The 12,554-nt window shown below is 34.7% G+C and carries 12 protein-coding genes; 6 read left to right on the top strand and 6 right to left on the bottom strand.

Annotated elements, in window-relative coordinates; translation table 11 throughout:
• Positions 1–1,174, top strand: a 1,174-nt coding sequence (locus JR312_RS04350) for an N-acetylmuramoyl-L-alanine amidase (protein WP_416647816.1), incomplete at its 5' end; no start/stop codon positions are given.
• 162 nt (positions 1,175–1,336) lie between these two features.
• On the top strand, positions 1,337–2,017 hold the full coding sequence (gene rpe, locus JR312_RS04345; protein WP_416647815.1) for a ribulose-phosphate 3-epimerase: 681 nt from the start codon (positions 1,337–1,339) through the stop codon (positions 2,015–2,017).
• A 100-nt stretch (positions 2,018–2,117) separates the two neighbouring features.
• On the opposite strand, the gene pnp is transcribed toward rpe, so the two are convergent.
• Genes pnp through truB form a run of 3 tightly spaced genes read right to left on the bottom strand, consistent with a single transcriptional unit; the run spans position 2,118 to position 5,780 of the window.
• Positions 2,118–4,394: a polyribonucleotide nucleotidyltransferase gene (gene pnp, locus JR312_RS04340; RefSeq protein WP_264330728.1), complete on the bottom strand. Its 2,277-nt coding sequence runs from the start codon at positions 4,392–4,394 to the stop codon at positions 2,118–2,120.
• Positions 4,395–4,408: 14 nt separating this feature from the next.
• Positions 4,409–4,681 (bottom strand): 30S ribosomal protein S15, encoded by a 273-nt coding sequence (rpsO, locus tag JR312_RS04335; protein WP_010403478.1) that lies wholly within the window; start codon positions 4,679–4,681, stop codon positions 4,409–4,411.
• Between the two features lie 7 nt (positions 4,682–4,688).
• A complete protein-coding gene (gene truB / locus JR312_RS04330; RefSeq protein WP_416647817.1) occupies positions 4,689–5,780 on the bottom strand; it encodes a tRNA pseudouridine(55) synthase TruB in 1,092 nt (363 codons plus the stop codon).
• 132 nt (positions 5,781–5,912) lie between these two features.
• On the opposite strand from truB, the gene JR312_RS04325 reads away from it, so the two are divergent.
• Positions 5,913–6,398, top strand: a complete 486-nt coding sequence (locus JR312_RS04325) for a hypothetical protein (RefSeq protein WP_264330731.1) — start codon at positions 5,913–5,915, stop codon at positions 6,396–6,398.
• Between the two features lie 71 nt (positions 6,399–6,469).
• On the opposite strand, the gene ribD is transcribed toward JR312_RS04325, so the two are convergent.
• Both ribD and JR312_RS04315 read right to left on the bottom strand, forming a co-directional pair.
• Positions 6,470–7,879: a bifunctional diaminohydroxyphosphoribosylaminopyrimidine deaminase/5-amino-6-(5-phosphoribosylamino)uracil reductase RibD gene (ribD, locus tag JR312_RS04320; RefSeq protein WP_416647814.1), complete on the bottom strand. Its 1,410-nt coding sequence runs from the start codon at positions 7,877–7,879 to the stop codon at positions 6,470–6,472.
• Positions 7,879–9,078, bottom strand: coding sequence for a deoxyguanosinetriphosphate triphosphohydrolase (locus JR312_RS04315; RefSeq protein WP_416647813.1), 1,200 nt, complete (start codon positions 9,076–9,078; stop codon positions 7,879–7,881). Before JR312_RS04315 ends, ribD begins: the two co-directional genes overlap by 1 nt.
• Before the next feature lie 47 nt (positions 9,079–9,125).
• On the opposite strand from JR312_RS04315, the gene JR312_RS04310 reads away from it, so the two are divergent.
• Both JR312_RS04310 and JR312_RS04305 read left to right on the top strand, forming a co-directional pair.
• On the top strand, positions 9,126–9,572 hold the full coding sequence (locus JR312_RS04310; protein ID WP_416647812.1) for a HesB/IscA family protein: 447 nt from the start codon (positions 9,126–9,128) through the stop codon (positions 9,570–9,572).
• A 26-nt stretch (positions 9,573–9,598) separates the two neighbouring features.
• A complete protein-coding gene (locus JR312_RS04305) occupies positions 9,599–10,273 on the top strand; it encodes an ABC transporter ATP-binding protein (protein ID WP_264330735.1) in 675 nt (224 codons plus the stop codon).
• A gap of 246 nt (positions 10,274–10,519) precedes the next feature.
• On the opposite strand, the gene JR312_RS04300 is transcribed toward JR312_RS04305, so the two are convergent.
• Positions 10,520–11,218 carry an alpha/beta hydrolase gene (locus JR312_RS04300; RefSeq protein WP_264330736.1) on the bottom strand — a complete coding sequence of 233 codons (699 nt, stop codon included), beginning with the start codon at positions 11,216–11,218 and terminating at the stop codon, positions 10,520–10,522.
• Between the two features lie 134 nt (positions 11,219–11,352).
• Here JR312_RS04300 and JR312_RS04295 point away from each other — a divergent pair.
• Positions 11,353–12,554: cysteine desulfurase family protein (locus JR312_RS04295; protein ID WP_416647811.1), on the top strand; the 1,202-nt coding region annotated here is incomplete at its 3' end.

Raw genomic sequence — 12,554 nt, 5'->3', positions numbered from 1 at the left:
AATACTTTATTATACCTTTATCATTTACTTTAGGAAATACTATAGTATAAGTTATGCGAAAGTTCAAGTAGATAATGTGGTTGAAGAGCTACGGAAACTGAATGATTATTCTATAGGCATAGAGATTGTAAACACAGGGCTTGAGCCTTTTCCAGAAGAGCAAATGAAATCTGTCAAAGATCTGATTTTGTACCTCATGAAGCGCTTTAAGATTAGAAAAGATATGATATTTAGTCACGCTGAGATAGGTACTATAGTGTACAACTCAGCAATTGAAGGTTACGCAATGCGTAAGCCTGATCCACATAAGTTATTTGATTGGGAGTTATTAGAGAAAAGTGGTATCGGATTGCATATAGGTGATAGAATCAGTCCTCAAGACGCAGAACAAAAAGTAAATGAGGTTTTGTATAAGGTAGGCGATAAGAGTGAAAATATTTTGAAATTAAAAAAAAGGTTAAACGGTTTTTTTTATAAAATACTGCCTTGGAACGATAGGAAAGGTAATATGATTTTTCCTGACAATAATGCTGATTACTCAAATGAGTTTGATGAGAATTTTGCTTGGGTTATCAATCAGTTTTCAATGCACCACTTGCCGAAAGAAATTAGAAAAGACTTGCCTCTAAAATTAGAACAAGAAGATATTTTGCCTGAATTTTTAGTTAAGTATAGTAATCTTATTTTTAGTGAATTCTTATCTTTAAGTGATAAAACTAAATTAAGCTTAAAGCCACCATTTTTGAATGAAGAGGATTATAAGCATTTATTATCTTCTCTTGCAGAATATGAAAATAATATTTCTTCTGATGCATTTGCTATGCTCATGTACAAGATTAAGCTATATTATGACTCTTATCTAAGATACAATATAAGATCTTCACTTTATATTCCATTTAGACTTAATTCATTTGAAAAGCTAGATATTTTAAAGAACGAAATATTATCTTTTAAGTCTATAAGCCCTGAAAAGGCTATAGAAGTTTCGAATTTAATTAATGGATTTAGGTCAGAAGTTTTATCTGATTTCCAAAACTTTGAGAAGCAGTGGTTTCAAGAATTTAAGGACACTTGGAAACAAAAATTTATACCGAATATGGAAAAGCAAATGTCTTGGACTGCGTTGCATGAAACTGTGTTGGAATATTTAGAAGAGGCGAAGAAAGAAGTCTAATGAGTATTACGATGGCAAGATGAATGGGCAGAGAAAAATAAAGGACTGGTTTCACGTGCATCTGGAAGGATACAAAAATTTCTAAATGAGATTAATATAGTATTGGGATGACAGAGTTTAAAAAATAAGTTACTTTTTTTTATTTTTGGTAAAAAGTAGTCTATGGGTATTAAAATTGCACCTTCTATACTTTCAGCAGACTTTGCAAAATTAGGAGAGGAAGTAAAAAGAATTAGCGACTTGAATGTAGATTATATACACATAGACGTTATGGATGGAAATTTTGTTCCAAATATTACAATAGGTCCGAATGTTATCTCTGCGATACGTAAATATAGCAATCTTCCTTTTGATGTACACTTAATGATTAAATCTCCTGGTAACCATATTGAAAGTTTTATAAATGCTGGTGCTGATATTATCACTATACATGCAGAAGCAGAGATACATCTTGAGAGGCTAGTAAGAAAGATAAAATCATGCAAAGACATAAGTTATACAAAAAAAACAATACAAGTTGGAGTTTCAATTGTTCCTTCAACTTCTCCAAGCGTGCTTGAATATATAATACATGAGCTAGATATTGTACTAATTATGACAGTCAATCCTGGATTTGGAGGACAGGAGTTTATTCATTCGCAGTTGAGTAAGATATCTACCGTGAGGAAAATGATACAGGACCGTAATCTTAAAACACAAGTTTCAGTAGATGGTGGAGTTAACTTTTCTAACGCAGCTGATGTAATAAAAGCAGGTGCAAATATATTAGTTGCTGGATCAGCAATATTTAAAGCTGAAGACGTGAAAAAGACTATAAACGATCTTAAAAATCTTTCGTTATAACCCTACAGATAACACAAACCATTTTTGTTATCTTGTCAGTTTTAAAAATTCCTATTATCCCAGTGTTTCGACACTGAGACAATAGAAAGTAAGTTCAACCTCAATAGAAACCTGATGACGAGTCATTATTACCAAATTTTGGTCTGTTTCTATTACTAAAACCAGAACGAGGACGAGTAGGTCTATTACTATGATAATTATCTCCAGGTTTTTTATTAAACGAGTTGTTATAATAATTATCCCTATTATTTAAACCATCTCTCCTTTCTTCATTGTAAAGCTTACCTTCAAAAAATTCACCTGTTTCTTGATCAACACGACGTCTTGATAATTTTGGACATCCACCTTTTTCAAAGTCAATTATCAAAGCTTTGAAGGTATCACCCTGTTTAAGTATATCCTCAATGGACTCTACATGTTGATTAGCTACCTCGCTTATATGCATTTTTCCTTTTCTTCCATTAAGAAGTTCTAACTCTACAATAGACTTCTCTATCTTTACAACTTTAGCATCAATTATAGAACCTTGTTCTAGCTCTGTTATTGAATCAATCATCATATCCTTTGCAGCTTCAGCTTCAGTACTACTAATGGCAAAAACAGAAACTTTACCGTCATCCCCTATTTCAATTTTTGCATTACTTCTTTCACATACACTGCGTATATTTTTTCCTTTAGCACCAATAGCTGCAGAAATTTTATCTTTATCTATATAAAACGATAACACTCTTGGTACATGATCTTTTATATCCTTACGATGTTCTGAAATTACTGCATTCATTTTTTCTAAGATATGTAATCTTCCGACTTTTGCTTGTTCTAAAGATTTTTCAACAATTTCAAAGCTTATACCAGGAATTTTCATATCCATCTGCAGTGCTGTAATCCCTTCGCTAGTTCCTGCTACTTTGAAATCCATATCACCAAGATAGTCTTCATCGCCCAGTATATCAGAAAGTATTATATGCTCATTTTTGTCTTTGATGAGACCCATAGCAATTCCTGCAACGGGAGCCTTTATTGGTACACCTGTATCCATTAATGCAATGGAAGTTCCACAAACTGTTGCCATAGAAGAAGAACCATCAGATTCCATAATCTCAGATACTACCCTTATTGTATAAGGAAATTCAGATTTATCAGGTAAAACAGGATGAATTGCTTTCCAAGCAAGTTTACCATGACCAATTTCTCTCCTTCCTGGTGCGCGTATAGCAGAAGCCTCTCCAACAGCAAATGGAGGAAAATTATAATGCAACATAAAATGTTCACGTCTATCCCCTTCAATGTCATCCACAATTTGCTCATCTTGTGTAGTACCAAGAGCAGTAACAACTAGTGCCTGAGTGGTACCCCTTGTAAATAGCGCAGAACCGTGAGTCTTGGGTAGAATGTCAGCCTCAATTTCTATCTGGCGTATTTCATCATACTTACGGCTGTCTATCCTCACACTTTTCCTTCTAATCATTTCACGCACTAAAGATCTTTCAAAGCTTTTTACTGCATAAGTAATTAACTTTTCGTCTTTTCCAGCCTCTTTAAGAGTATTCAATATATTATTCCTGACTACTTCTAGAGCTTGAACTCGCTCTTGTTTTACTGTTTTTGAATATGCTTCTTCAAAGTCTTTTCGATATTTTTCAAGTTCTTGAGTTATATCTGATATATCAACAGGAGCAAAGCTTTCAGGTTTATTGCCTACTGTATCAGCAAATTCTTTTATAAGCTTAATAACAGGTTGAAGATGTTCATGGCCGAATTTTATTGCACTCAAAACATTTTCTTCAGAGAGCTCTTTGACTTCCGATTCGACCATTAAGATCGAATTTTCATCACCAGACAAAAACAGATCCAAGTTGCTTGCTTTCATCTCTTGAACGGAAGGATTGAGTATATAATTGTTATTTTCATCACAACCGACCATAACTCCAGCTATAGTAAAGTGGAAAGGAACACCAGAAATTGCAAGAGCTGCGACGGTACCTATCAATGCTGGTACTTCAGGAGAATTGACCGTATCGTAAGTTAATAGATTACATACTACACTAATTTCATCATGAAAACCTTCAGGAAATAACGGTCTTATACTTCTATCTATTACTCTTGAAATTAAAGTTTCTCTATCAGATGGTTTTCCTTCTCTTTTGAAAAAACCACCAGGAATCTTACCCATGGCATAACTTTTTGCAATAAACTGCACATTTAAAGGGAGAAAATCAACACTTTCTTCCTTCTTTTTTCGTACAACAGTGACTAAGATAGAAGTATCTCCATAATTTACAACTACTGAACCATCAGCTTGACGTGCTATTTTCCCAGTTTCTAAAGATAAGGTACGCCCCTCCCAATCTATAGATTTCTTTATAATTTCAAACATACAAAATTCCTCGATTATTTTCTAATGCCTAACTTCTCTATTAACTCTTGATAGGCTTCATTACCAAATTTACGTTTTATATAATTTAAGTGCTTGCGCCTTCTACCTATCAATACAAGTAAACCGCGCTTAGAATTATGGTCATGCTTATGCGTTTTAAAATGCTCAGTTAAATTACTGATTCTCTCGGTTAAAATTGCACACTGTACAAAAGATGAACCTGTATCATCTTCTTTAATTGCATATGTACTAATCAAACTTTTTTTCTTTTGGGATGTTATTGACATCTAAACCTCATTTCAAAATATTAAAAACACGAACAGGCTTCACATAACCATGAGTAAAACTGCAAATTGCAATGGGCACATCACCCACTGTCGTACAAAAAATATCATAATTCTTTAAACCACGCAAGTTATTTAATATAATTTCTTGACCTTTTCTGATTTTCTCCGCCTCCTCTAAGGAAATTTCAACTTTGAACATCGATTTTAAAGCAGATTCAATGGGGATGATGAAACTTTTTGTATTACCTCCATCATCTTCTGCCATCCCACCTCCCTCTGTCATCCCAGTGTCAAGCACTGGGATCAAGCTTATTGCATCACGAACATTGTTTTTGACATATGCTCCTAGAATCTTTTGTCCATTACATGATTTGTAAGTATTTGTATATCTGGATCCCAGTGTCTGGGCACTGGGATGACATCCTACTGGTAAGTCCGAATTGCAATGTTTATGCAATTGTGCAGTTTGCTCGACTGTTACTGATTCATCTTCCTTGAAATCACCTACCATAGTTCTTCTTAATTTTGTAATATGTCCAAAGCAATTTAATTCAATTCCAAGATCTCTTGCAATTGATCTCACATATACACCGCTACCACAGATCATAGAAAAATCGGCACTATTATTTATGGTGTCCAAAAATATCATCTTCAGTTCGTGTATTTTGACTTGTCGAGGTTTTATATTTACCTTTTGCCCACTTCTTGCTAATTTATATGCTCTTGCTCCCTTGATTTTCACTGCTGAAAATTGAGGAGGAGTTTGTGTTATCTCACCAATAAAATCCTTAATCACACAATTTATTTGGTTATATTCAGGTTTTATAGTGCTAGTTCTAATAATATCACCATCTAAATCGTCCGTAGTTGTTTGCTTTCCCCATTTGATTGTGAAATTGTATGCCTTTAAGTTACAAGATAAATATGGTATAGTTTTTGTTGCTTCACCAAGAGCGATCGGTAATATACCTGAAGCCAAAGGATCAAGTGTTCCCAAATATCCGGCTTTTTTTATTCCAAAAATCCTTTTAACTTGGGTTACAGCTTGTGCAGAGCTAATTCCTATTGGTTTATCGAGATTCAGCCAACCATGTTTCATACGTTTAATTATATACAACTGATAACAGTTTAGCTTGAAATATATACTTTATGTGAAAAGTAGCTTGACCAACATGCATTATTAATACACACTACTTAATCTTTTTATTAGCCTTATTATAAGGGGACTATTATGACTATAAAAAACGTATTGAAGTGGGAAAACACTGCACATATAACAAAAATGAGTATTGAAGGTTTAGTTGCAACTGCATCTTTAGCAGCAGCAATAACAACATTATTGATTGCTACTAAAGTAATTGCTGGACCTGCATCTTTAGCACTTATTGCTAGCCCTGCTGGAATTGCAGTTCTATTTATTACCGCTGTATATTTTGCCGCAGCAGCTTATGTTTCATATCAGCAAATGTATAAGAATGAAGAAATAAGTGGAGCTAAAACAGGTGCTGAAACAGCAGCTAAGAAAGCTGAAGCAGCTAAAACAGGTGCTGAAGCAGCAATTGAAGCAAAAACTAAAGATTTAGCTACTAAAACTGAATTGGCTGAAAAACTGAATTCAGATAATCTTCGAGAAAAAGTTAAAGAAATTTTACCTACTCTCTTAGTAGATCCTGATGTTGCTACTGTGAATGTTAAAAACGCATTGGCAAACAGTTAATAAATAAATTAGTATGACTGGAGGTAGGTTTTCTACCTCTTTTTTTCTCCTTTCATCTGGATGTGTAAAAGTTACAATAGCCTATCCCACAACTCAACTACATCCTCATCAAAGTCTATTACTTCTGTTTTTTTGAATCGGTAGCAGTTGTTGATGGATTGAATCCCTAAATCTCCTATAAAGGGAGTGGCATCATTACCTAAAATTTTACCACTACGGCAGATTATCAACCTGTCGATTAAATTGTGCTTTAATAATTCTGTAATCAACACTCCTCCACCTTCAACTAATAACCTTGTTATACCAATTTCTGAAACAAGTTTTGATGCCATGTCTTTTAGGCAGACTTTTCGATCTGATGTCATTCCAGTGCTTGACACTGGAATCCAGTTTTCACTACGCAATTGCTTGAAGTTTTCTGGATCCCAGTGTCTGGGCACTGGGATGACACCCTTCTTGGTGAAAGTCGCTCTTATATTACAGCATTCGTACAGTTGAGCACTTGAAGTTGAAATCCATGTTTTTTCTAGATTCCAGTGTCCGAGCACATAATTATACGAACATTGAAATTTGCCGGTGGTGTCATTCCAGTGCTTGACACTGGAATCCAGTTTTTTGATCGAAAATGTTGTATAGTGCACAATCAATTTTCCTGGATCCCAGTGTCTGGGCACTGGAATGACAGGAGGTGTATTAACTATCAAATAATTAATGTCTTTTATTTTTCTCTCTACTTCTTTATTTGCGATTACCCAAGTTGTTACTTTATCTGCAGTTTTTGCAATATTATGCTCTTCCTTCAATTTCCCTTGGCTATCGATAATTAGCCTTATTGGTGATCTATTTTCCAGCCCTGGTAATCTGCAAGTTAAGAGTGGATCGTCACTAACAAGGGTATTGCTGCCAATCATAATTGCGTCATATTTTGCTCTAAGCTCATGTATCCAATTTCTCGTATCCTCACTTGTTATCCATTTGCTATCGCCTGTAAATGTTGCGATTTTTCCGTCAAGAGTTGTTGCGATTTTGCAAGCTATAAATGGTCTATGTAATTCTTTAGTGGTAAAAAAACCGACATTCAGTTCTTCTGCCTCTTTTTGCATAATACCTTGCTCAACTTCAATTCCTGCTTCTTTCAGAGCTTTAATTCCTCCACCTGAAACTCTACTATCTGGGTCAATAGTTGCAATTACTACCCTTTTTATTCCAGCTTTTATGATTTTCGCAGTGCAAGGCCCCGTGACTCCGTGATGACAACATGGCTCAAGAGTGATATATATAGTTGCACCATGAGTTGAATCTTTAGCGTTTTGCAAAGCGACTACCTCCGCATGTGGACGTCCACCGATTTCTGTGTAGCCTTCACTGATCACCATACCGTCTTTTACAATGATACATCCAACAGCGGGATTTGGTGCAACACTTCCAAGACTTTTTTCTGCAAGCTTTAATGCGATCGACATGAAATAATCGTCGGTCATTAGAAAGAAGTCATTTCGTATGAGGTATCAAAGATTCTTCTATGCTCGTGTATGGCAAATCTATCTGTCATACCTGAGATATAATCACATATTATTACTGAACGCTGAGATTCACAAGCAAGCTTGTTCCACTCTATAGGTAATAACCCTGGGTTTTCATAAAAACATTGAAAAAGCTCCTGTACTATACGTTTTGCTTTGTTCATTGTTCTATTCAATTTATAGCTTCTGTATATTTTTTCCATGTTAAATTTTTTCATCTCTTTTGTGGCATTTGCAATTTTTGGTGAAAATGTGACTAGCATTGTATTTAGACCTCTTACATCTTCTACGCTTTTTATTTTGTAGTCTTTAATATTTTTTTTAGTCTGAAAAACGACATCATTTATCATAATCCCTATAGTTTTACTCAGTGATTCATGTATGAGTTTGCTCTGAGACAAGTCTGAATATTCACTCCTTACGTTTTTAAACATTTTGCCAATTAAGGGGACATTAAGCAAATCTTCAATAGTTACTAAATTTGCTCTGAGTGCATCATCAAGATCATGCACACTGTAAGCGATGTCATCGGCAATTGAAGCAACTTGTGCTTCAATGCTTGAAAATTCCTCAAGTTTTAGATCATATTTTTCATTATATTTTAATAATAGCTGATTATTTGTAGAATACTCTGCGTTTTGATCAAGCAAGGGACCGTTATGTTTTGCAACCCCTTCAATCACCTCCCAACTTAGATTCATACCATCAAAATCAGCATGTTTTTGTTCAAGATAAGTTAAAATCCTTATAGCTTGAACATTATGATCAAACTCATACTTCTCATTATCAAGATTCAAATCTTGAACTGATTTCTTTAGAGCATCTTCACCTGCATGACCAAATGGAGGATGACCAAGATCATGTGCGAGCGCTATGCATTCAGTGATATCCTCATTTAAGCCAAGTCTACGAGCAATGGACCTTGCAATTTGTGCAACTTCAAGGCTATGAGTAAGCCGAGTACGATAGTAATCATGTTCATAATTGATAAAAACTTGTGTTTTATATCCTAATTTCCTAAACGCATTAGAGTGAATAATGCGGTCCCTATCACGCTGAAAGCAACTGCGATTTTCATCTTCTGGCTCTTTAAAATTTCTTCCTTTTGTTTTATTTGGAAAGCACGCGTAACTTAATAGAAAATTATTGTTTGACATGTAAAATTTCTACTATAATAGGTTATCAATAATGAACGGTGGTTGTTATGTCAACAGATTACAATATTAGCTTAACTGACAATGCATTAAGGAAAATCCACTCCCTTGTAGAACAGGAAGGAGATGAGAGTTCTATTTTGCGGGTTGCAGTTTCAGGTGGTGGATGCTCTGGCTTCAAGTATAATTTTCTTATGGATCAAATAAGTAAGAAGATGTCTTTGGATGACGATTTTGACGATGATGAAGACGACGATTTTGACGATGACGAAGATAGCGAGGATTATAGAAGCAACTCCAGCTTTAGTGAAAAAGGTAAAGATATAGTAATTAATGATGAGAATGGAAACCCTGTATTAATGGTTGATAATTGTTCAGCGAAATTTTTAAATAACTCAACTATAGATTATACTGAAGATCTAAGTGGTTCTGGTTTTCAAATCAAGAATGCTCTCGCTAAGTCTCGATGTGGATGTGGTAACAGTTTCTCGGTCTAATTCTCCCTCCTGGATCTTTTTATAATATGGGTAGTTGTGTAACACTAGAGCTAGCTTCTGTAAGTAAGAGCTTCAAAGAAAGTCCTGCTATTGTAGAAGATATCAATCTGAGTCTTACAAGAGGGCAAGTAGTTGCATTGATTGGTAGTTCGGGATCAGGAAAAACAACTATACTACAAATTGCAGGTCTATTGGATAAGCCAACTTTAGGTGTAGTGACAGTAGATGGAGTAAATTGTACGCAAGCCAGCAATAAATATAAAACTCATGTAAGAAGAAATTTTCTTAGCTTTGTTTATCAATTTCACTATTTATTACAAGAGTTATCGGTGTTGGAAAACGTTATGCTTCCTCAGCTTATTGCAAGAAAAAGCAAAACTGAAGCAAAAAAAAAATCGCAAGCAATATTAGAGAAATTTGGTCTGGAAAGTAAAGCAAGTAGTATGTTATCTGAAATTTCTGGTGGAGAAAGGCAGAGGGTTGCAATTGCAAGGGGCATTGTAAACTCTCCAAAGCTTTTACTTGCAGATGAGCCAACGGGAAATTTAGACCCAACAAATTCTTTGAATGTATTTTTGCTGTTACATTCATATGTAAAGGAAAATAACAGCTCTATGCTTATAGTAACACACAACTATATTCTTGCAGAAAAAGCAGATCACATTTTTCAGCTAAAAAACCGATCATTAGTAAAGCTGTGAATGGAAGAAACAGTACAATACAAAGCTACCTATAACTTGTACTTATTTAACCAATGATCATTAACGGAGTATAATTCGCACGAAATACTTTCATTGCTTTTTATACACGGACTCTTTAATTTACGCTGTTTACTTAGGAAGCATCCTGACAGCATAAACATCGCTAAAACGAGAAATAATAATTGCCTAAACATAACAAGACTTTTTTTATTTATATTAATACATTCATTTCTCTCATTTGTAAAGTTAGGCATATTCTTTTACCCTTATCTCTTTTTTTACTTTTTTGGAGGAAGTGGCTGCACTGTTTAAGCGTAGTTTTATATAATTATCTATAATTTGAGCTACTTCCTCTTCTTTATCCCTTAAAAAGTGGTTAGTATCGTCTACTATATGGTATTCCATATGGTTATTTTTTACCGAATTTATTAACCTTTGTGCTAATTCTGTTACATCGCTTTCTTCTGAAATTATATCATTATTACTTTGTATTATAAGTCCAGGAACTGGGCAAGGAGAGAGAAAAGAGAAATCGTATTTAGTTGCTGGAAGAGAAAGGGCAACAAAACTTACTATCTCTGGACGGCGCATTGTCAACTGCATAGCTACCCATGCTCCAAAAGAAAAACCGACTATCCAAATTGGAACGTTGTTAGAGTTATGCTCCTGAAGCCAATCAATAGCTACTGCAGCATCAGTTAATTCTCCTATACCCTTATCAAAAGTTCCGGTAGATTTTCCGACGCCACGAAAATTAATTGTCAATGCAGAAAAGTTATTATCGATAAAAGATTCACATATACTATGTATAATCTTACTATCCATACTACCACCATATTGGGGATGGTGATGTAAAATTAGCACAACCGGTGCATTGGTATCTTTGCTTTGATGGTATCTACCTTCTATCTTTTTTGTTGAATTATTTAAAAAGACTTCTACCATGATGACTCCTAATAAAAACCTGTTTTGACAGGGGTTGATAATGTAAATTGTTTATTAATTATGTATTAATTTTGCTGTTTTTGCAATAAATTTTTATTGTGTTAAAGTTAACATACATAATTGGTTGATGGTAAGTGACAAATAAGCCTGTGAGTTTATTCTCCCTGGAAGATAGTAGTTACGTGTATGCTGATTATAATGCAACTGCTCCAGTGAGTAAAAATGTAAAAAAAAGTATACTTGAGATTTTGTCAAAACAAACACTAAATCCATCATCCCTGCATAAAAGAGGACAAGAAGCGAGGAAGATTCTTAAAGAGGCAAGAGATAACGTACGTGATGCTCTTAGCATTCCAGATGATAAAGAAATAGTTTTTACGTCTGGTGCAACTGAAGCAAACAACCTCGTCATGAGAGGAATAAAAGGCTATCTGCATGTAATTTCAGCTACAGAGCATCCTTCAATTCTTAATTCTGCATATAATCCACATATAATACCCGTTAATCAAGAGGGTATTGTTGACTTTTTAGAGCTAGAAAAAATTCTAAGCGAACTTGAAGGGAATAAAGTAATAATTTCAGTGATGGTGTCTAATAACGAAACTGGAGTTATCCAGCCTGTTAAGGAAATAGCTAAAATGGCACATAAATTCGGGGCAATCTGTCACACTGACGCTGCTCAAAGTGTTGGGAAAATCGAATTAAATATGGAAGATTTAGAAGTGGATTTACTTACTTTATCTGCTCACAAATTTGGTGGTATAGCAGGTAGTGGAGTTTTAATATTTGACAAAAAGCTTGTAATAGAACCTACTATAATAGGTGGTGGGCAAGAAAAAGGATTGCGTGGTGGTACAGAAAATATTATTGCAATAGTAGGTCTTTCTGCTGCATTGCAAAACATTCCAGATCTTCTATCAAAGATGGATGAAGTAGAGAAGCTGCGTGATCAATTGGAGTGTGGGTTATTAAGTCTTGTCAGTGATATCAAGATCTTTGGCAGAAATTCTAAAAGATTGCCAAATACAAGTTTCATTTATATGCCGAGAGTGAAGAATGATCTGCAGCTCATGCACTTTGACTTAAATAATATTGCAGTCAGCAATGGTTCTGCATGTTCTTCTGGAAAAGTTGGACCTTCTCATGTTTTGCTTGCAATGGGAGCAACAAAAGAGCAAGCAGAATGTTCAATTAGAATCAGTATAGGTCCAGAGGTTAAACCGCGAGACATAGAAAAAATAGTGGATTGTTGGTATAGTGTCTATAAGAAGAATGCTTTAGTAAATGCAAAAACGGGAACGTTCAAAAAAGTGTGTCAAACCGAAAAAAAAGTAAT

It is taken from the genome of Wolbachia endosymbiont of Nasonia giraulti (assembly GCF_048054155.1).
GTDB classification, from domain to species: domain Bacteria; phylum Pseudomonadota; class Alphaproteobacteria; order Rickettsiales; family Anaplasmataceae; genus Wolbachia; species Wolbachia pipientis_C.
The sequence above is the reverse complement of the archived record's forward strand: the minus strand, read 5'-3'. Positions and strand labels throughout refer to the sequence as shown.

Coding starts and splice junctions, on each gene's coding strand:
- JR312_RS04300 (WP_264330736.1), bottom strand. CDS start 11,218: ATGGTAGAAGTCTTTTTAAATAATTCAACAAAAAAGATAGAAGGTAGA.
- ribD (WP_416647814.1), bottom strand. CDS start 7,879: ATGACCGACGATTATTTCATGTCGATCGCATTAAAGCTTGCAGAAAAA.
- JR312_RS04310 (WP_416647812.1), top strand. CDS start 9,126: ATGTCAACAGATTACAATATTAGCTTAACTGACAATGCATTAAGGAAA.
- rpe (WP_416647815.1), top strand. CDS start 1,337: ATGGGTATTAAAATTGCACCTTCTATACTTTCAGCAGACTTTGCAAAA.
- JR312_RS04305 (WP_264330735.1), top strand. CDS start 9,599: ATGGGTAGTTGTGTAACACTAGAGCTAGCTTCTGTAAGTAAGAGCTTC.
- JR312_RS04315 (WP_416647813.1), bottom strand. CDS start 9,078: ATGTCAAACAATAATTTTCTATTAAGTTACGCGTGCTTTCCAAATAAA.
- JR312_RS04325 (WP_264330731.1), top strand. CDS start 5,913: ATGACTATAAAAAACGTATTGAAGTGGGAAAACACTGCACATATAACA.
- truB (WP_416647817.1), bottom strand. CDS start 5,780: ATGAAACATGGTTGGCTGAATCTCGATAAACCAATAGGAATTAGCTCT.
- pnp (WP_264330728.1), bottom strand. CDS start 4,394: ATGTTTGAAATTATAAAGAAATCTATAGATTGGGAGGGGCGTACCTTA.
- rpsO (WP_010403478.1), bottom strand. CDS start 4,681: ATGTCAATAACATCCCAAAAGAAAAAAAGTTTGATTAGTACATATGCA.